Consider the following 17505-nt stretch of genomic DNA (forward strand, 5'->3'; position numbering starts at 1 on the left):
AAATGTTAGAAATGAAAAAGCTCATCGATTGATGAGCTTTTATGGCTGCCACTTGACAATCAGCTAACACGGTAATTTTTTATGCCTATGAACTTCGATTATCCGACAAGCTGGCATCGGCTCGTGTCGCAACATCCATGTTGGGCATGATTCCCTGAGCAAACTCTGCTTTTAAGCGTTCAATCACCTGATTGCTCACGTCTTGGTCATAAGCAGGATTACCCGTTGGCGTTAGATTAATAATAGGCGCAAAGTGAATCGCCTTGTTGCCTTCTTGAAGCTGCTTAGTTTGATGACTCACGGCGTCTGGAACCGGCTGGTCGGTTTTATCCTCACTGAACCAGCCACCCACTTTACTGCCAGCCCATTCCCCTATTGAGCTGCCGCCCATACCACCAACCACAGAACCAATCAGTCCACCAACCGCGGTACCAATAATAGGTACAACTGAACCAATCGCCGCGCCTGCTAAGGCACCTGCAGCAGCGCCCCCCATTCCACCCGCTACGTTGCCCGCTGTCGCGCCTATTTCTTTGCTGTCTCCCGTTGCAATCGCCGAAGCTAACTCTGGAACTTGCATCACCGCATTAAGCGGCCTAAACAGCTTACCGGCACCAGAACCCAAGGTTTTCATCAAACCTTTGATTCGATTAAAGCCTGTTGCTTTGCCGGCAGCAGGAAGGCTTGTTTTGACTGTTTTAGCACTGTATTTATCGGAAGTTTGGTAACCCGCATTAGGCAGGCGATTAGTGGTATTACGATTATAGGATCTGCCTTTTTCACCTCGTTTTTTGCCACCTCTCCTTCCTCTACCAGCGGCAGAACCCATGTTAGAAGAACGAATGGTTCGATTCAGTCGATCAATGGAGCGAACTGCCCTTTTTATCGTTCGATCCATACTCTTCTTGGCATTAGGTGTTTTTGAGCTGTTTGGCGAACTTTCTTCATTCGGTTTAAAAACGCCAAGCACACTGCCAACGCTTTCTTTTATCTGTTTGACAGCCCCTACGCCTTTTTCGATCTCTTGAAAAACACCAGCCGCTTCTGTTAAGCCTGTTGCAATTGTGGACACAGCGCCAGAAACAGGCGCTGTTTTCACCTCTGATGTCACTGACGACCCACCTGTACTTTTAATAAAGGACGATTGAGCTGCGCTTGTTTGAGGTAGGGCAAGCTTAGTTTCCCCCTTGCTTTCGCTGGTTTCTTTGCCACTAAATCTGGCATATACATCCGCGCCGAAATCAATAAGATCCATTCCCGATTGGATAGCTTCTAGCAATTCCCCAACCTTTCCTAGACTTGGGCTGCCCGCTGTCTGTGGTCTAGTAGATTGCTGTTGCTTACTTGATTCCGCTTTATTCTGTCTCTTAGGGCCAGAGTTTTGCTTCGTTTCCTTAGATTTTTGTCTATCCGAATTCTTCATTGAGCCAGATGACTTTTCTTTATCGAATGTAAAACTATCCAACAGGTTTCCAATACCTTTTTTGACCTCTTTAAAGGCACCTGCACCCTGCTTAACCTCTTCAACCACATCGACCACTTCATTCAAGCCCTCAGCAAGCTTGGTGCTCGCGTCGGTGAAACGGGTCACCTCGGCCATCGCCGACGATAAGGATGGGAAAATAGATTGCAAAACCGGCAAACGCTCGCCACTGGTTGCAGTGGACGCTATCGTTGGATTGATAACGCTATTTGCAGGAGCATTCGCCAAATGGCGCTCACCTGCCGTTTCCTTGCTTAATGGAATTTTTTTCAGTTTCGTGGCTTGCTGCTGAAAAGCCTCTGTTGTTTGATGAATTTTCTGGGTTAGGTTTTCCATCGCCTTGGCGCACTTTTCAGCAGACGACGCCAAGGCAATAGGGTATATGCTATCGACCATAATGTACCTCTATGTAATGATGTAAACGGCGCATGGCGTCGCCAATAATCAGCAGACAACACTAAGGCAATAAGGTGTTATCTGCGCCAGTCAGCCTTAGGTAGCCACCGGTTAGCCTCTACCTCTATATGATGCCCAATTTTGCAGTGGCCAAGTGGTAGCGGCGCATGGCTTCATCAATACGCCAATGCATAATCTCGGATGGTGGAACCTGGTAAACCAGTGGAATAACGTCGGTCAGAACTTCTACATCTCTTGGCGAAAGAAGTCCGCCGATTTTTCCAAAAAATCGATAAGGCGCTCCTGTAATTGATTCCAATCGGGTAGGCATAGGCGCTCTAATTCTGCTTGGCTAAAACCAGTACAACTTGAGCTAATAAACAGCGTGCGTTGCCATTCATCGTCGTGAGTATCCATTAAATCGGTTGTTGCTACCGTAGGTGGACGCAGTTTGTAGGTTGCCTTTTCTTGACCATTATCCCCTTGAATCGGGATCAATAACGCCACTGGATTTTTATTAAACACACCCTCTAATAACGTACTGGTTGTAGCACTCATTAATTCCAGCACTTGATTTTGAATACTGTTGTAATCTGGCGTCACTAGGTTTTTCAATTCTTCTACGGTCAAACCTGTGGCACTGCTGATACAGCTACGCAACAAGGTGAGGTCATCATTATTGCTCTCTTTATTTAACGCCCTATGCTGCCCCATCGTCAGTGTTTTGATGGTGACTGTTTCAATAGGCTGATTTTTTTCATCTTTAATTGGCCAAACGAGGTTATGTATTTTTGCTTGAAACATGATATCTCCAGATAAAAAAGCCCGCTCAAAGCGAACGGGCCAACTCACTATTAGGTTGGGTTTTCAATAGGGAAGATTAGGCTAGACCGATATTACGGCGGTGCTCTTCCATTAAATCGCCTTTACCAAGGTTCAAAATTTGCGCATTACGGTTAATCTCGTAAATGGTTTTACCCGCTTCCGTTTTCTTGTAAGCACTAACCGACATTTCCAAATCATGATCCGGTAATTCCCCCATTTTACTGGCGGATTCCGTCACCCCTGTGATCTCACCTGTGACACTGTATTCAATGGCAAACTTGTTGCCATCTTCGTCCTGATGGGATTCCTTCACGTTAACTTGACACATTTCACCGTCAGACAAACCAAATGCAGATAGCAATGCTTGATTAGCGCCCTTGACTTTGAATTTCGCCGTTAATTTTTCCAGACCGACCATAACCTCACCCGGAATAAAAGAACCACCGCGGGTTTCTTGCATGGTTTTTTTCACTTCTGGTGGGGTGAACTCGTCGAGTTCTTTGATTAGAGGCTCACCATTAATGATGGCCATTCTGCTGATTCGTGAGCGTTGTCCCGCCATTATAAAACTCCTTCAAGGAAAGATTCGACGATGCCGATATCTTCGATTAAGTGATAAACCATGTGTTCATTTGGCGCATAACCATGGTATTTGATCGCGATATGCCATTCGCCATTGGTGTAGTTTTCGACATTGTTAAGTGTTGGGTGAAGATAAACCTGCGCGCCCATAATGGTTTCGTCCGCTTGTAGGGACTTCAGCCAAAAGTTCAGTTTTTCAATTTCTTGATCCATAAAAGATCGGCTAAGATTACGTGCCATGGCACGTTGGGCGGTTTTCGCTAGCTTGCGAATAATGGCGTATTCCAAACCGACCTGAGACACAAAACGTCCCATCACACAGCGGTTACCGATCAAAGAAAAACCACCCATGGAAGTACGAGCAAAATACGACACCCCATGACGGTTCATCAAATCGCCATTGGTGGCTTTATCCATGATGTTGTAGTCAATGGTTCGGGCCGTACCTTCAATCAAGGCCCCCATACCGCCCTTGGCTGGACTTTCCCAAGGATTAACCCGAGCAAAGCAAGACAAGGCCGTCGCGGCACCAGAAAAATACACATTACCTTTCGCCGCTTGGCTATAGACAGAGACAAATGGATCAACCAGATAGAAAGATTCGTACCCAGTGCCGTCGCCCCCCAAGCTTTTGGAATACTCCACTGCGTCGGTATCGTTAGTATTTGGACCATCGCCAACAGGGATGGCAAACAAACGTTTACCCAATGCCGCCAAAGCATCCGCTACTGGCTTAGTATTAAAGCCCGGCGCCGAAATATGCGTTGGTACTTCCATGCAATCCGCTAAGGCTTGAATACCCAAACGCTGACCGGTTGCGGCATCCACTTTACCAATCACATTATTAACCGTGCTTGCCGTGTCTGCGCCTTCGTCCACAATCACCACATAAATGGGCACAGACACGATACGCAGTAACTCATAACAAGTACGGTATAAGGTGCCGCGCTCATCACCTGTGGTATCCAGCTTGGCCGCTGTGCCCATGTTGGCAATGCGAATCGGGCTATTTTTTGGCAATAGTGGATCGGCGTCAGGCGCCGTACCGACCACGCCCACCACAACACTGCCTAGTGGCCCCATTGGTGGTGGTGCTGAATGGGTTTCCACACTCATACCGTTATGTACAAAAGATGCTATTTCTGGCATTACGCCTCTCCTTTTTGTTTAATAGCTTTTTTGGTCGCCAATGCGACCTTGCCACCGAGTATTAAAAAATCTGCTTCACAAGAAAGCAGCTCAACCACGTCACCTTTGGCGTACCAAACCTTGCGATTTGGACACTGATAAGCTTCAAGCACGCTGTACTTTTTTCGTGGATTTTTGGGTTTCTGAGATACCATCTAGTTTCTCCTGGTGTAAAAAAACCAGCTTGAGGCTGGTTTGTTGAGTGAAATAATGGACATAAAAAAACCGCCGATTGGGCGGTTGGTTATTCTGGTTTAATCGTATATAAATCTTTAGGCTTCGGATGCTCAGAATTAGCCCAAGCCCTGCAGGCATCAATAAACCCATGCATTAATGCTTTTTCAGAATCAGAACCAACACGCTCAACCGTTAGCTGCTTACCGACAGTGAAATAGCTTGAAATATGCGCTTGGCAACACTCATTAACTTCTTTTTGACTTAAAACATCATTTGAATAATCAAAAACATTCTCTTTCATTTTTTACTCCAAGTTTAATTAGCATAAGGGGATTCTGAATATATCGAAGGCCAATAACTCCATTTGGGAGAGTTTCGATCTAGTGGAACATGTCCAGAAACAACGCCAGGCCAAATAAACAGCACCTCACCCGAGGCCGAATCGACATAGGGATGGGCATGAATATAACGTCCTGTGGTACCAGGTAGGTGCACCCCACATAGCCCCCAAGAACTATCCACATCGGTCAGCCACCACCCATCAATGGAACCACTCACTAATTTTGCATAACTAGCAACAGTGACATAACCACTACCATTCGCAATGGGGGTAGGAAACATAGAGTAAGAGCTATGATTCTCTACTTGATAGCCACTCCAAACCATTTTCATCACGCGAATAGAAGGACTAAAATACCGTTGTCCAGACATTCCCATGGCCGTCATTATTTCCTTCTCTTCTGGATCACGATCCACCCATAAGGTGCCAGTAACAATCGTACGATAAAGTGAAACATTCAGGGTGTACTGACTATTTTTTGTAAAAAAATCCATACTGCTGCCTGTTAAAGAACAGTTTTGATTCTTGCTTTGACGAAAAATAGGACTTTCTAAACGCGACTGAGTAATAAATTGATCAAACTCCTCTTCCGCTGTATCTACCCGCTGGTCTATCTCCCCAATTTTCCCGGCGACCGTGGCCGTCATGTCTGTAACCGATTTAATTAAATCCGTCGTTTCGTTCATATCCATAAAGGTCTCCTTTATACGAAATTCATTGTGCCTATAGCATTATGAAAACAGTGTAAGTTAAGAGGTAAAGTCTCTAAAACAGCGCTTTTTTCAAAAGCCCTCTTTCCGTTTATTTTTCTATTTCTAGCAATCGAAACTCTTGCTGTATTTGTCGATGCATGGTGCTCACATGAGCCCTTGCCATGCGCACAAAGTTTGCATTAATCAAGGTGGTTAAATTTTCCAAATCCATCGGTGTCGCAAACAGCACAGAAGGGTCAATTTTTACCTGCATCACTTCCGCATTACCCGGTATGAACTTCAAACGAATGGTGTAGCTTTTGCCCTGCCCTTCTTCTAACAGGGGTTTATAGTCACCCGCTTGTCGAGCGTAAGCATACAAATCACCGCTTGCGGTTTTAATGCCCACTTCATTGATGGTAAAACCCCCATCGCTAGCGGGAATTTGCGCACGGGCAATCCAAACACTGGCATCGTTAGGATCGTTTTCGATCACTATCCCATACTCGCGAATGGGGTTAATGAGATCCGTTTGTGATGCAGGGGATGAGGAGTCTGGCAAAATGCCGTCGCCCACCACCAAAACGGCGTAATCAATAAAGGTATTGTTTAATGTCGCATCACGCTCTAAGACAAAACCCGTTTGCGTAATGTAAGTTCGATAATCGCTCATGATAAGCGCACTCCAAGGTAAAGATGATGTGCCCTGCCGATAGGCCACAGAAAGAATCGCCAGACACAAAAAAACCGCTTTCGCGGCCACCTCTTTTATGCCTTTTTATTGTCAGTTTAAATCAGGTTAAGACCCTTCATACACTGGCCAATATTGGTCGTCTGCCACATCAATGTCTAACAAGTCATCACGGGCTAATAGTTCATAAAGTGCCACACGATTTGCATCAATCCAAGCGACACAAGCTGCCCCATCAACTTCTCCATAAATACCAGCGATGGCGTTAATTTGACCTATTTGATCCCATTGTGTACTGATGCGCTCTGAACATTCTTGTTTGGTCTTGGCAACCTGTATTTGATAACGCATGTCAGCAACGGCCGTTGCTACGTCAGCCGTTTCAGCGTCTGTTAACTCTCGCCAGCCGCTATCACTCTCAATCAACACCTTACCGTCTTTTACCGCCGCGCCCACAGAATAAAGCGTATGCGCCGCCTGCATGGCCAAACTCAAATCATCTTCAAACATTTTGATACTCCTCTACAGAAACTGTGCCCTGACCTAAAGCAGCATAATAGCTAAGTGAGGTTCCTGTAGTATGCTGAAGTAAAGCTATTTTATAGTGACGCTCCGCTACTCCGCCCCTATTGTCTATGTGCAACATATTAGGGTTAGCATGAATATTATTGCTTTGCCCATCATATAAAAAAGCAATGTTAGGGTTTAATAATTGCTCTCCATCATACAATTGAATATCCATTCCACACACATTCTGCGTCCCATCCGTTCGAATCACTCGGAAGTTGCCACTAGCCCTTACTACAATTAAGCTATCGGGATACTTCGGTATGAAATCGATTTTTAAACTAACAAAGAACGGAGTGACTGCCTCCGCCACTTGCTGCACTCCTGTTGATTCATCTTTATAAATTTTGTACTGAACAAGGTAGTTAGAAGAAATTAAATGCTCATCTATCTCACCTATTTTCCCCGCGACCGTAGCCGTCATATCATTCACCGATTTAATTAAATCAGCCGTTTCTTGTGCACTCATAAAGGTCTCCTTTAATAGATTATTGATTGCCCGTTATCAAAACGGCCATTAGGTATGAAATTGAGTCTTTAAAATAAGACACTTGCGACACCTTTTTTCTCTAGCTCTAGTAACCGGAACTCTTGTTGTACCTGCCGGTGCATGGTGTCCACTTGGACCATCGCCATCTTGGTGAAGTCTTCATCCGTGGCATATTGAGGGTGTGGATCCGCTTTGTCTTCATGGGCCTTGATGGCATTTTCCAAATCCGTCGGTGTGGCAAACTGCACAGCAGGGTCGATCTTGATTTGAATGGCATCCGCATTACCCGGTACAAACTTCAAACGTAAGGTGTAACTTGTGCCCTGCCCTTCTTCCAGCAAGGGTTTGTAGTCACCCGGCTGGCGGGAATAAGCATACAAATCCCCAGCTGGCGTTTTAATGCCCGCTTCATTGATCATAAAGCCGCCATCATCAATGGGGATCTCCCCTCGGGCTATCCAAACTTCAGGGTTAGCAGAATCTTTTTCGATGGTGATCGGGTATTCACGGATTTGATTCAGCAAATCCGTTTGCTCGGCCGCCGATGCAGACTCAGGCAAGATACCATCACCCACGACTAAGACAGAATGATCAACAAAGCTGTTGTTCAATTTCGCATCACTTTCTAAGGCAAAGCCGGTTTGCGTGATGTAGGTTCTATAATCGCTCATTGTAAGCAGGCTCCGATGTGGAAATAATTCGTGAATGTTGTGCCATGCCCAGATAACTCAAGGAGCTTGAGACAGAGGCTTGTTGGACAACGGGATTTGACGTCATGATGACGCCAATCTCAGCCGCCGCGGCCATACGTGGTGTGCCAATCGATTCGCGCAACAGGTTTATCTCGTACACATCTCGCTCGGACTTCATTTCTTCAAACAGAGCGTCTATACGGATATTAATTTCTGCGGTTAATAGCCGATCAGAGCAATACACCCACACCTGAAAGTGGTAAGGGTCACGAGTGGGAGAAAGCGCAAACCATGGCGTTACTTCTGAGCCAAAACCCATTTGCTCTAGCGCTTTTATAAAGCCGGATCGAGTACCACTGAGCAGCCTATTTCGCCACGCGTTTTCAGCGCGTTTACGCTGTACTTGCTCTGAATCTTCTGAGTCCCAAACCAATACCTGACGCTCGATACCCAATGTCGAGATCGCATTTTCAAGCGTATGTTGCGCATCTAACAATTCAGGGTAAGGGTGATCAATAGCATAAAGGGCTTCACTCAGAGCAAGTTCCAGAGCACGTTCTAGCGGGCTTCGGTTATCAGGCAATACACTATAGGTTTGCATTCCTGACGGTAATTTGGATTGAGTCAATGTAGGGTGCCTCGTTAAATTCACAACGTAGAGCTTCTGAAGGTGCTATCAAATCGCATCGATTCGCACCGGTATTTTTCAGCAACACGCTGTACAACATGGATGGTTCAATACGGCCGCCTAATCTGTGCTGCTGCTCGGCGTAGTTTTGTACCGCCTCTTCTGCAGCCGACTTCGCGGTAACAACATCAGAACCAGATTGAACATAAAGTTCAGCATGACAAGACCAAGCTTTGAGAGTGGGCGCTTTCACATCCAACAGGTCTGTTTCCTGAGCGATGTCATCCCGTGTCATATAAGACTTGGTGGCGGCAATCAGCTCTTCCGTCGGCATGCCATTATTGCCATGAGACAAGATAAAACAGTCCACCACACCCGGTGATATCTGACGTGCTTGGGCGTCTTTGGTTTGCCCTGCCAGCTCATGGGATTCAAATTCGTAGGTAACGACTACTTTTTTATTGGTCGGGCTTTCGACGGTTACTTTTGGCCGACCACCCAAGGTCATGGCGTTAAAGCGATAACCAGAACGCGTTCCCGTGGTTGCTAACGCATAGGCGGCCAAATAATAGCGGGTTAATAAGTCCTCATTACTTTCCATGACCGCTGGCACAACAGGAAAAGCATCTGGATCGCCTTCTTCCAGTATTTGTCGTTCAACGCCCAACTGGCTGGCGATTAAATCCACCATGCCATCGTCAGTCGCATACATGCCGAACATCTGTAACGCTTGCTCGTTCATTTGCCTGAAATAGCTCTGCAAAATGACCGTAAAAGCTTCGGTAAACTTGGTTAACAGTTCCGCTTCGTTTGCGAAGGTTTCCTCAACATTCGCCACATCATCTGGCGCATTTTCTGCTAAATATTCTAAAACTTTGGATTTAACCGTTTGCAGCAGATCTTCGAACTTGGGGGTGGTAATAATATCTGGTTTAGGTAGTGGATTTTGATGTGGAAACATCTAATGGCACCTCAAATTTAATGTCTTGTCCATTCCAATTGCCTTCAAAATATAAGGCCAACCCAGCGGTGAGTCGCTTAGCAACACATCGAGATGGCTCAAAATCGGTTAAGCCATTGATGGGATCGTAGAAAGCTGAAATGGCCGCGGCTTGAAGTCGGACCAGCATGCTATCAGTCATATTCGCTCCCATGTATTCACGGGTTCGGCTGCCAAAGGTTGGCCGCTTTACACGCCCTGATGTTGGCGTTGTCATCACTTGGGTAATTCGACTTACCAACTGATCAAAGTCTTCTATTCTACGTCCTGTTTTGCGGTCTATTCCTATCATGAGATCATCGGCTCCTATCACTAAGTCACTTTATAGGTACCAGCAGAAGAACCACTGGTCACCGCAACTTGCGCATTTGTCGTAATATGATTGACGATGCCTTCGGCAAACGCTAACCACCAATCATGGCCTGCGGCTTTATTAGCCAATGGTTCAAAACCATTAGCCGCCATGGCCGCTTCAATGTCTTTTGCTAATAACTCAGAATCTAATGCCATATTTACCTCGTTGTGAATCACTCACTGTGCTGCGGTGACCGTTGATGAACAGTCAGCATGGGGTGTGCCTGTGATCATGCATTTATGCGCCCCTGTTACCACGCCAACACCGCCATTTAACTTAATCTTGCTGCCATCTACGGTGACTTCCCCACCGGCTTTTATCGATGCAGACTCGCCAACATCAATCGAGGCTGACGTTCCCACATTGACTGTGGCAGACTTTTCTATATCAATGATGGCATCACCTTTAATGTCCAATTTAAGAACATGGTTAACAGCGTGATAAGAAACGATGGAGCCGTCTGGATAACAGCGCACTATCTCATTAGGGTCTGTGCTTGGAGCAGGAAAATTGTCACTGAACAAACCAATCAGTGCGACAGTTTGTGTGCCGTTATGGCCTGCGCCGTAATTTAATATAACGGCTTGCTCACCCACCGATGGACAGCGGTAATCGCTTGTTTCACCCGCCGCATTCGCGAACCAGCGAATAAAAGGCGTCACCAGTTCACCGTGTTTGACCCGAACTAAAAAGCCTGATTCATGCACTTCACTCACATAGCCAAGGCGAATCATGTTTTGCTGACGACGGCGAAGATCTTCGGTTTCGTCGCTCAGCTCCTCCATTCGCTCCAAGTAGGGGTTCAACATATCCCGAACAAGGGATTCAATCAGTTGACGCATTAAAGGCTCCTATATTCAGTGGCATCGTCTTCATCATTTGGATTCAATGCGACACGAATACCGCCGCGTTCTGCCTCGGCTTGCCAAGTGGACTCGCCAAGGTAAAGTTTTTGTTCCCAACTTACCGTCCATGCATTCTGATCAAGCAAGGCTTCGTTGCGAAAATTGGTCGGATAGGCATCAATATAAAATGGCTTTTCCAACAAAGAGCCCACCACCCAAATACCACTCTCAGACACAAACTGAGACAAGGCAACGGCGAATTCCATCAGTGCCAATTGTCGATTTTCAACGTCAGCACCAACCGCACAATGCACAGAAAAACGAGCCTGCACTGGGTAGCGCCCATCACCTGAATCTGCCGTTTTAGAAAGTGCTTCCACTTCCAATAAAGCGGCAGGAGCCAATGCAGCAAGGTCTTTACTTGCGTCATAGCCTTCAATGGTCACACTAGGAAAACGCGTTTTAAGCGCATCTATGATGGCTTCATGCACATCGGTTAAAGTGATATTCATTTATCCCATCCAGAAACGAAAAAGCCCCGCATTCAGCGAGGCCTAGAAATGACAAAGCCCCACATTCGTGAGGCCCTATAAGTTGCGTTGCTGTCAGATACAAAACCAACAGCATGGACATAATGTAACGCCTAATTCCCTGTCTCACAAGCGTTCCAAACGCCATTTACGCATGTCATTCTGCTAAAATTAAAGCGACAAAAGAAACTCGAAAGCAGACATTTAAAGGCGAACAAGGATTCAACAAAAATGCCTAATGGCGGCATGGTGGCGGTAAACAAATCGTCTCTTTTTATAAAAACATCTTGTCCAAACAAAAAAACCACCCGAAGGTGGCTTTGATCAATTGATATTAGTATTCGAAGCAAAAGCCAACAACTATTTTGCATCATATAAATCAACTCCAAAATCTAATTTACCTAGATCACAGCCAGTAAATTTAATACCGACTTCATCACTCAGATTTTGATACCAACGTTCTACTGTGCGTTTGGTGACAGGCTTATTTCCTCTTGCGCTAAATAGATAGTCACTTTGCTTATACCGAGTAGATTTTGAAAAACAGTCTAACAAATCAATCATTTGTTGTGAGAGAACTAAGCGGCGTTCTTGACCATTTTTACAATGACTTTCAGGTAAATACCATTCGCCTTTTTCGCGAGAAACCTGTTGCCATTCGGCAAGGCGGGTTGCTGTTATTCCTGTCCCATGGTGAATTTGTAATAAGAAAAAAAGGCGTTTTTGCAAACCTTGCTTGTTAATCAGCGCAAACAACTTAGGTAAATCTTCCGGTGTAAGTCGCCCCTGTTGCCTATCTCGTTTTGTGTCTATTTGCTCTGCTGCTTTATCGACAAAGCAACCAAACATGATTTTTTTCATTGGGTTGCGGGCAATCAACCCAAGTTCATACGCATGGGTAAAAGCACTTTTCAATACCCCAAATACCCCTTTAATGGTCGATAACGCATAACGGCTTTGCATGGGAATATAAAGTTGCTTGTACAAAAAAACCATGTCTATGTCGTTTAAACGTATATTGTCTAAGATGCCAAGCAAGTGATTCGCGATATAGCTGGACGCAGTAGATACATAGACTTCGGAGAAAGCGTTACTTTGATCAATGTGTTGCATAAACCAAAACAAAACCTCATCTCCTGTTTCGTAAACAGGGAGTGTCAGTTGAGCTTCCCTATCAGCCAAGGCATTCGCTCGAATCGCTGCGAGTTCGCTAAAAAGTGCTTTTGCTGTGATTGCCGGCCATTTAGCCAATTTAGTACGCTGGCGCTTTTTTCCTTTATAAACAACATCATAAAAGGTACCACCAGTTCGAGCTGCGTTAATATGAAACTCAACACGACGCGGATCGTAAAGATAATCTTTGTCAGTCCTGAGCGCTGCTTCAATATACTCATCACTGATTTCTTTGGCTGCCATGATCATGCAATGGCCCTTAATTGCTCTGCTGATAAGCGGGCAACCAGTTCAGCTTGAAGCTTAAGCATAAAGCGTCTGCGCCCTTCAGCAACATTGTTGGCAAAGGTTTTTTCACTGGGAGCCTTATGAACTGGCCCCAGCCGTAATTCGGCAGCAAACACAGGCAAAGTTGCCGCAATATGTCCGTTTGATAAAGGCTCGCCTTGTATGGTTCTGCGACCTTCTGCCAATACGGCTGCGAGCAGACAAAGTGTTTGCATTCGAGTTAAATCAGCAAACAACCATGACAAGCCCTTGTCTTTTACTGTCAATGATCGGATTTGCCGAATCATGGCGGAGTCGTTATCAATACCAGTATCAAACGTTGGCGTGATGCCTGATTCGATAGATTCACAAATACGGCCAGTATTTCCAACACCTGACCAGCCAGCATCGGCGCTACTGGAGATAAGATAGTTAATATGCTCGTTAACTATCTTCCAGCCTAAAGCCCCTATTGAATTCGGTTTATCTCGATTTAACCAACGCATAATTAATCTCCATATTGTTTCGTTTAGGTCACTTCCTGCTGTTTTCCAGTAGCTTTAATTTTTCGTGCTCTAGAGTGCTAGCTAAAATGTTCCTAATTAGTATCTACAGTTAAACTTAAGTTTTCCTAAATATAATGTATTAGGAAAACCTAAGTCAAGATAACTTAAGATTACTTACATGAAAACATTAGGATCACGAATACGCGAAAAGCGTAAAGAACTCGGCATAACCCAATTACAACTGTCTAAACTAGTTGGGGTTTCACACGTTACAATTTCTCAATGGGAAAGTGACACGACTTCACCAAAGGGACAAAACCTTTATAAGCTGACGCAAATTCTGAAAACACAGGCTAACTGGCTCATCTCTGGAATTGACTCTGCTCAGGAAGAAAGTAGTGCTTTTCCTACTGCTCAACCTACAATAAAAAAACGGCCATTGATTAGCCATTTACAGGCTGGCACTTGGATGAAATCCAAAGATGACAGGACATTAGGGGATAATATTGAATGGGAGGAATCGCCACAGTCTGCTAGCGAGAGCGCCTTTTGGTTAAAAGTGATTGGGGACAGCATGACCTCCCCAGTAGGACTCAGTATCTGTGAAGGTCACCTAATCCTAGTCGAGCCAAATATCCAAGCAGAAAACGGCAATTTGGTCCTTGCTAAACTGAAGGATAGTAACGAAGTCACTTTCAAGAAATTAGTAATCGATGCTGGCCAGCAATATTTAAAACCACTCAACCCACAATACTCATCAATAGAAATTCAGGGTAACTGCCACATTGTAGGAGTGGTAAAAGAAGCCAAGCTCAAGCTATAAGCCAATGAATTACAGGCACAAAAAAAACCGCACAAAATAGTGCGGTTTTTTTGAAGTATCAGTTAAGTTTTCCTAAAAAGTATGTAGCACCATGCTAAAGCTATATTCCCCAAAGAATAGACAGGCCCAGAATGGTGTAAGCCATACTTCCTAGAATGACAAGCGTCATAAAAAGGCGATTAATCACGTTTGGTTTAATGTAATCTGTGCCAATTTGCCAACCCGCTAAAACAGAATTCAAGCAAACCATGATCAAGGTAATACTGGAATACACTTTAAACCAAATAGGTGAAAATAGAGCTTTCCAGTCTGTGAAAGTGGCAGTGTCTATCGTAAGAACTAACCCAATAAAGATGACCCCCCAAATACAAATAGCAAGGTTGGATACACGCTGGAACACCCACTCTCTGCTTCCGCTGCGCGCTTTTCCTAATGACATTATGCCCATACCCACACCCCCGATAGTACACAGAAACAACCGGCAAGAATAAACACCGCCTTAGCAATATGCTGGCCGGATTCAAGCTCTTCAAAATGGCCAAAATCTTGAATGATGTGCTTAATTGTCGCGCACATGTAATAACCAAAAGCGCTGAATAGCCCCCATACCATAAATTGACCAATCGGGTTTTGATCGAAAAACGCCAACAAACTGTCGAACCCCTCTGTGGAGCTAAGTGAGAAATACAAAACAGGCAAAAAAACTGCCATGCTTACCCACAAAATGACCGCAGATATACGATGTAAGATAGAAGCAATAGCCGTTATCGGCAGCTTGATGGTCTTAATATCAAGATTAATGGGCCGCTCTTTATTCATTCTTTTCTCCACAAGCGCTAATAAAGACGTTATTTTAATGTAAATAAGATTCATTAACACTAAAATTATTGAGTCTCAACTATCGTTCCAGATACTTTGATCCATCAAAAAGGAAACACAATGTATTGCCTTAACTTGCAAGTGATGCACGGTATTCCTGATAACTTGCAAGACAGTGCTTTTCAGCTGTATTTGAATGAGCTTAAGCGCCATACCAGTACACTTGCGATTAGCGATGAACAATTAATAAAACTGCTCGTCCTGTCCTTAGATTGGCGATTTGCTTTGGCAGCAGTGAAAGACAATCATGTGGTTGGCTTGGCAGGCTATCAGTGTAAAGCCGGTTCCTTTACCGGCGGCGCCAGCCCAGTTCAACTTTTAAGGTGCTTAGGCATTCGGACTTTTTTTCGACTCAATCGATCCCATCTTGCTGCCTCTCGCAAAGCGCAACCAAAAGAACTATTGCATGATGGCTTGATCGTGTCCGTTGATTATCGTCGCCAAGGCGTAGCGATGCGATTACTTAATGCACTGAGAATCCATGCCGAGCAAGCAAACTTTACTCAAATGCGATTGGATGTAACAGAGCATAACCTCCCAGCCATCGCACTTTATCAAAAAATGGGCTACCAAGCGGACCACCAAAAGGCCAATGGTCATTGGGTGTATCGGCGCCATCTTAACTCAGCTGTTCATTGGTCGGAAATGAGCTCCGAACAATAGCATTGCCAACATTGCCTGAATTGCTCGACAACCATTTTTGACCGCGTATTAGAAGCATCATGCTGTACTAGGCAATCACATAATCGAGCGACCTCGGCATAGGCTATTAAGGCTCCGTGACGAATAGCCAACGACTGCTTGCTGGCGACTATGGCCTGTAATTCATTGGCCGTCACAACAAGGTAATGTCGGGCATCACTATCGCTTGGTACTGGACAGAAATCAAAGCAATTAAGGCAGGCATAGACACTCATCTTAAGCGCTTCTTCCGTAATCGCCTGAGAGGTCAGCAGTTGGACACTAAGCGCAAAGGCCTGCTGGTAAAAGTCACTCGCGAGGTCTGCTTGACCCTGCATGAAAGCGCTGTGTGCCTTCAAATTCGCAAGATCATAAGCCTCGACTAAAGCACCGATATCAGAAAGTGTCGACTCAGTAAGTAAGCCCATTGTCTTATAGCTTAGTGTGCAAGCCACACTCGCGATTTTCTAATGCTTTTGTCGGGTCAAAGTAGCGCACGACATTAGGTAAATCAAACTGAGCTAAATAACCCTGCATATCAGCCTCTTTCCAATGTAACAACGGGGCCACCTTGATCGCGCCATTAGGACCTGAACCAAACACCTCCATGGATTGACGAAACTCAGTTTGCTCACTGCGTACCGCCGTAAACCAGATATCTGGACTTTGCTCTTTCATTGCTCGAGAAAAAGGCTCTAATTTGAATTGCTCGGTAAACTCCGCGTGACCTTCGTCTTCAAAATGCGGAATACCGCCTAACGCAGCATCACGTCGAGCCGCACTCACCTTGGGTGTGTACACCTCTATATTAAGCTTGAGCGAGTCAATTAATTGCTCGGCGATCTTGTAGGTATCAGGCGTATTGTAGCCAGAGTCAATCCATACAATGGGCATGTCAGGTTTAACTTGCGTGACCATATGCAAAATAACCGCTTCGTAAGGACCAAAATTCGTCGTTGTTAGGGGCTTGCTAGACTGTGAACTCGCCCACTCAATAATCTCTAGTGGACCAGAATTTTGTAACTTTTGATTGGCTTGCTGAATGTCTATCATGTCATTTCCCTGCACTGTATTCGTAAAATAGAGAAAGATAGTAAGACTCGACCCACACAAATGCAAATGAGATTCATTTGTACCAATAAAGTATCAGAGAGCAAAGCGGCGTTTTGATGAGGTAGGCGCGAAACGCTGCTTTTTCTAAACGGCGAGAGATCATCATAAGCGTTTCTTTTGGCATAATTGTGAGAGCATCACAGTTGAGCTAAAACGTTTTATTGTGGCGACAGTTTGCGGTAAAGAGAATTGATCTTGAGGAAATATGAATTGGCTAGATTTAAATAAACGGGTATTTGAGTTAGCCAGTAAAACGCGGGCATAAAAAAAGGCACCATAAATGGTGCCCGGGACCGGAATCGAACCGGTACGATATTTCTATCGCAAGATTTTAAGTCTTGTGTGTCTACCAATTTCACCACCCGGGCATTTCTGATTTGGAGGCCGGAGTCGGAATCGAACCGGCGTTAACGGAGTTGCAGTCCGCTGCATGACCACTCTGCCATCCGGCCCTCTATCAGAATCTTTTAAGATGGAGCGGGAAACGAGGCTCGAACTCGCGACCCCAACCTTGGCAAGGTTGTGCTCTACCACTGAGCTATTCCCGCCTCTCAAAAGACGGTGCCTATTCTATGTATTTGA

Annotated in this window: 25 protein-coding genes and 3 tRNA genes; 2 read left to right on the plus strand and 26 right to left on the minus strand. The window is 45.1% G+C overall.

Annotation, left to right across the window (positions count from 1 at the left end; translation table 11 throughout):
* Positions 1–85: 85 nt before the first annotated feature.
* From I8J31_RS02930 to I8J31_RS03020, 19 genes are all read right to left on the minus strand, one after another.
* Positions 86–1879, minus strand: coding sequence for a hypothetical protein (locus I8J31_RS02930; RefSeq protein WP_199466807.1), 1794 nt, complete (start codon positions 1877–1879; stop codon positions 86–88).
* Positions 1880–2125: 246 nt separating this feature from the next.
* On the minus strand, positions 2126–2683 hold the full coding sequence (locus tag I8J31_RS02935; RefSeq protein WP_199466808.1) for a phage tail assembly protein: 558 nt from the start codon (positions 2681–2683) through the stop codon (positions 2126–2128).
* Between the two features lie 76 nt (positions 2684–2759).
* Positions 2760–3266 carry a phage major tail tube protein gene (locus I8J31_RS02940; RefSeq protein WP_199466809.1) on the minus strand — a complete coding sequence of 169 codons (507 nt, stop codon included), beginning with the start codon at positions 3264–3266 and terminating at the stop codon, positions 2760–2762.
* A complete protein-coding gene (locus I8J31_RS02945) occupies positions 3266–4435 on the minus strand; it encodes a phage tail sheath protein (protein WP_199466810.1) in 1170 nt (389 codons plus the stop codon). The genes I8J31_RS02940 and I8J31_RS02945 overlap by 1 nt, the downstream gene beginning before the upstream one ends.
* A complete protein-coding gene (locus tag I8J31_RS02950) occupies positions 4435–4629 on the minus strand; it encodes a hypothetical protein (RefSeq protein ID WP_199466811.1) in 195 nt (64 codons plus the stop codon). The genes I8J31_RS02945 and I8J31_RS02950 overlap by 1 nt, the downstream gene beginning before the upstream one ends.
* Before the next feature lie 89 nt (positions 4630–4718).
* Positions 4719–4952: a hypothetical protein gene (locus tag I8J31_RS02955; RefSeq protein ID WP_199466812.1), complete on the minus strand. Its 234-nt coding sequence runs from the start codon at positions 4950–4952 to the stop codon at positions 4719–4721.
* A gap of 14 nt (positions 4953–4966) precedes the next feature.
* On the minus strand, positions 4967–5683 hold the full coding sequence (locus I8J31_RS02960; protein ID WP_199466813.1) for a hypothetical protein: 717 nt from the start codon (positions 5681–5683) through the stop codon (positions 4967–4969).
* Positions 5684–5792: 109 nt separating this feature from the next.
* A complete protein-coding gene (locus I8J31_RS02965; RefSeq protein ID WP_199466814.1) occupies positions 5793–6356 on the minus strand; it encodes a phage tail protein in 564 nt (187 codons plus the stop codon).
* Between the two features lie 126 nt (positions 6357–6482).
* On the minus strand, positions 6483–6884 hold the full coding sequence (locus I8J31_RS02970) for a hypothetical protein (RefSeq protein WP_199466815.1): 402 nt from the start codon (positions 6882–6884) through the stop codon (positions 6483–6485).
* A complete protein-coding gene (locus tag I8J31_RS02975) occupies positions 6877–7410 on the minus strand; it encodes a hypothetical protein (protein WP_199466816.1) in 534 nt (177 codons plus the stop codon). The genes I8J31_RS02970 and I8J31_RS02975 overlap by 8 nt, the downstream gene beginning before the upstream one ends.
* 68 nt (positions 7411–7478) lie before the next feature.
* Complete coding sequence (locus I8J31_RS02980) at positions 7479–8102, minus strand: phage tail protein (protein ID WP_199466817.1); 624 nt, start codon at positions 8100–8102, stop codon at positions 7479–7481.
* The gene (locus tag I8J31_RS02985; protein ID WP_199466818.1) at positions 8089–8751 is read right to left on the minus strand and encodes a phage tail protein I; all 663 of its coding nucleotides are present in this window, start codon (positions 8749–8751) and stop codon (positions 8089–8091) included. Before I8J31_RS02985 ends, I8J31_RS02980 begins: the two co-directional genes overlap by 14 nt.
* Positions 8711–9712: a baseplate J/gp47 family protein gene (locus I8J31_RS02990; protein WP_199466819.1), complete on the minus strand. Its 1002-nt coding sequence runs from the start codon at positions 9710–9712 to the stop codon at positions 8711–8713. Before I8J31_RS02990 ends, I8J31_RS02985 begins: the two co-directional genes overlap by 41 nt.
* A complete protein-coding gene (locus I8J31_RS02995) occupies positions 9684–10043 on the minus strand; it encodes a hypothetical protein (protein WP_199466820.1) in 360 nt (119 codons plus the stop codon). The genes I8J31_RS02990 and I8J31_RS02995 overlap by 29 nt, the downstream gene beginning before the upstream one ends.
* A gap of 20 nt (positions 10044–10063) precedes the next feature.
* Positions 10064–10261: a hypothetical protein gene (locus tag I8J31_RS03000; protein ID WP_199466821.1), complete on the minus strand. Its 198-nt coding sequence runs from the start codon at positions 10259–10261 to the stop codon at positions 10064–10066.
* Between the two features lie 21 nt (positions 10262–10282).
* Positions 10283–10948, minus strand: coding sequence for a phage baseplate assembly protein V (locus tag I8J31_RS03005; protein ID WP_199466822.1), 666 nt, complete (start codon positions 10946–10948; stop codon positions 10283–10285).
* Positions 10948–11463 carry a hypothetical protein gene (locus I8J31_RS03010; protein WP_199466823.1) on the minus strand — a complete coding sequence of 172 codons (516 nt, stop codon included), beginning with the start codon at positions 11461–11463 and terminating at the stop codon, positions 10948–10950. The genes I8J31_RS03005 and I8J31_RS03010 overlap by 1 nt, the downstream gene beginning before the upstream one ends.
* 378 nt (positions 11464–11841) lie before the next feature.
* Positions 11842–12903, minus strand: a complete 1062-nt coding sequence (locus I8J31_RS03015; protein WP_199466824.1) for a tyrosine-type recombinase/integrase — start codon at positions 12901–12903, stop codon at positions 11842–11844.
* A complete protein-coding gene (locus I8J31_RS03020; RefSeq protein WP_199466825.1) occupies positions 12900–13427 on the minus strand; it encodes a hypothetical protein in 528 nt (175 codons plus the stop codon). Before I8J31_RS03020 ends, I8J31_RS03015 begins: the two co-directional genes overlap by 4 nt.
* 178 nt (positions 13428–13605) lie before the next feature.
* Between I8J31_RS03020 and I8J31_RS03025 the strand changes: the two genes are divergently transcribed.
* Positions 13606–14250, plus strand: coding sequence for a LexA family protein (locus tag I8J31_RS03025; protein WP_199466826.1), 645 nt, complete (start codon positions 13606–13608; stop codon positions 14248–14250).
* A gap of 100 nt (positions 14251–14350) precedes the next feature.
* Here the strand turns inward: I8J31_RS03025 and sdhD are convergent, their stop codons facing one another.
* Both sdhD and sdhC read right to left on the minus strand, forming a co-directional pair.
* Positions 14351–14698 (minus strand): succinate dehydrogenase, hydrophobic membrane anchor protein, encoded by a 348-nt coding sequence (gene sdhD / locus I8J31_RS03030; protein ID WP_199466827.1) that lies wholly within the window; start codon positions 14696–14698, stop codon positions 14351–14353.
* Positions 14689–15069, minus strand: a complete 381-nt coding sequence (gene sdhC / locus I8J31_RS03035) for a succinate dehydrogenase, cytochrome b556 subunit (protein WP_199466828.1) — start codon at positions 15067–15069, stop codon at positions 14689–14691. Before sdhC ends, sdhD begins: the two co-directional genes overlap by 10 nt.
* Before the next feature lie 120 nt (positions 15070–15189).
* On the opposite strand from sdhC, the gene I8J31_RS03040 reads away from it, so the two are divergent.
* Entirely contained in the window at positions 15190–15792 is a 603-nt protein-coding gene (locus I8J31_RS03040; protein WP_199466829.1) for a GNAT family N-acetyltransferase, read from the plus strand.
* On the opposite strand, the gene I8J31_RS03045 is transcribed toward I8J31_RS03040, so the two are convergent.
* The 5 genes from I8J31_RS03045 to I8J31_RS03065 form a co-directional block, all read right to left on the minus strand.
* Complete coding sequence (locus I8J31_RS03045; protein ID WP_199466830.1) at positions 15762–16238, minus strand: DUF2753 family protein; 477 nt, start codon at positions 16236–16238, stop codon at positions 15762–15764. The two genes, I8J31_RS03040 and I8J31_RS03045, sit on opposite strands and share 31 nt — an antisense overlap.
* Positions 16239–16242: 4 nt before the next feature.
* Positions 16243–16863, minus strand: coding sequence for a phosphoadenosine phosphosulfate reductase domain-containing protein (locus I8J31_RS03050; RefSeq protein WP_199466831.1), 621 nt, complete (start codon positions 16861–16863; stop codon positions 16243–16245).
* Positions 16864–17204: 341 nt separating this feature from the next.
* Positions 17205–17291 (minus strand) — tRNA-Leu (locus tag I8J31_RS03055).
* A 10-nt stretch (positions 17292–17301) separates the two neighbouring features.
* A tRNA-Cys gene (locus tag I8J31_RS03060) sits at positions 17302–17375 on the minus strand.
* Positions 17376–17396: 21 nt separating this feature from the next.
* Positions 17397–17471 (minus strand) — tRNA-Gly (locus I8J31_RS03065).
* Positions 17472–17505: the final 34 nt, after the last annotated feature.

The sequence above is a fragment of the Marinomonas transparens genome (assembly GCF_016463975.1).
Taxonomy (GTDB): Bacteria; Pseudomonadota; Gammaproteobacteria; order Pseudomonadales; family Marinomonadaceae; genus Marinomonas; species Marinomonas transparens.

Bases quoted from the DNA above. Each gene is read 5' to 3' on its own strand.
- I8J31_RS03040 (WP_199466829.1), top strand. From the start codon at position 15,190: ATGTATTGCCTTAACTTGCAAGTGATGCACGGTATTCCTGATAACTTG.
- I8J31_RS02930 (WP_199466807.1), bottom strand. From the start codon at position 1,879: ATGGTCGATAGCATATACCCTATTGCCTTGGCGTCGTCTGCTGAAAAG.
- I8J31_RS02950 (WP_199466811.1), bottom strand. From the start codon at position 4,629: ATGGTATCTCAGAAACCCAAAAATCCACGAAAAAAGTACAGCGTGCTT.
- I8J31_RS02970 (WP_199466815.1), bottom strand. From the start codon at position 6,884: ATGTTTGAAGATGATTTGAGTTTGGCCATGCAGGCGGCGCATACGCTT.
- I8J31_RS03025 (WP_199466826.1), top strand. From the start codon at position 13,606: ATGAAAACATTAGGATCACGAATACGCGAAAAGCGTAAAGAACTCGGC.
- sdhC (WP_199466828.1), bottom strand. From the start codon at position 15,069: ATGAATAAAGAGCGGCCCATTAATCTTGATATTAAGACCATCAAGCTG.
- I8J31_RS02975 (WP_199466816.1), bottom strand. From the start codon at position 7,410: ATGAGTGCACAAGAAACGGCTGATTTAATTAAATCGGTGAATGATATG.
- I8J31_RS03050 (WP_199466831.1), bottom strand. From the start codon at position 16,863: ATGATAGACATTCAGCAAGCCAATCAAAAGTTACAAAATTCTGGTCCA.
- I8J31_RS03010 (WP_199466823.1), bottom strand. From the start codon at position 11,463: ATGAATATCACTTTAACCGATGTGCATGAAGCCATCATAGATGCGCTT.
- I8J31_RS02940 (WP_199466809.1), bottom strand. From the start codon at position 3,266: ATGGCGGGACAACGCTCACGAATCAGCAGAATGGCCATCATTAATGGT.
- I8J31_RS02945 (WP_199466810.1), bottom strand. From the start codon at position 4,435: ATGCCAGAAATAGCATCTTTTGTACATAACGGTATGAGTGTGGAAACC.
- I8J31_RS02935 (WP_199466808.1), bottom strand. From the start codon at position 2,683: ATGTTTCAAGCAAAAATACATAACCTCGTTTGGCCAATTAAAGATGAA.
- I8J31_RS03020 (WP_199466825.1), bottom strand. From the start codon at position 13,427: ATGCGTTGGTTAAATCGAGATAAACCGAATTCAATAGGGGCTTTAGGC.
- I8J31_RS02990 (WP_199466819.1), bottom strand. From the start codon at position 9,712: ATGTTTCCACATCAAAATCCACTACCTAAACCAGATATTATTACCACC.
- I8J31_RS02960 (WP_199466813.1), bottom strand. From the start codon at position 5,683: ATGGATATGAACGAAACGACGGATTTAATTAAATCGGTTACAGACATG.
- I8J31_RS02955 (WP_199466812.1), bottom strand. From the start codon at position 4,952: ATGAAAGAGAATGTTTTTGATTATTCAAATGATGTTTTAAGTCAAAAA.
- I8J31_RS03000 (WP_199466821.1), bottom strand. From the start codon at position 10,261: ATGGCATTAGATTCTGAGTTATTAGCAAAAGACATTGAAGCGGCCATG.
- I8J31_RS03015 (WP_199466824.1), bottom strand. From the start codon at position 12,903: ATGATCATGGCAGCCAAAGAAATCAGTGATGAGTATATTGAAGCAGCG.
- I8J31_RS03045 (WP_199466830.1), bottom strand. From the start codon at position 16,238: ATGGGCTTACTTACTGAGTCGACACTTTCTGATATCGGTGCTTTAGTC.
- I8J31_RS02980 (WP_199466817.1), bottom strand. From the start codon at position 8,102: ATGAGCGATTATAGAACCTACATCACGCAAACCGGCTTTGCCTTAGAA.
- I8J31_RS02995 (WP_199466820.1), bottom strand. From the start codon at position 10,043: ATGATAGGAATAGACCGCAAAACAGGACGTAGAATAGAAGACTTTGAT.
- I8J31_RS02965 (WP_199466814.1), bottom strand. From the start codon at position 6,356: ATGAGCGATTATCGAACTTACATTACGCAAACGGGTTTTGTCTTAGAG.
- I8J31_RS03005 (WP_199466822.1), bottom strand. From the start codon at position 10,948: ATGCGTCAACTGATTGAATCCCTTGTTCGGGATATGTTGAACCCCTAC.
- sdhD (WP_199466827.1), bottom strand. From the start codon at position 14,698: ATGGGCATAATGTCATTAGGAAAAGCGCGCAGCGGAAGCAGAGAGTGG.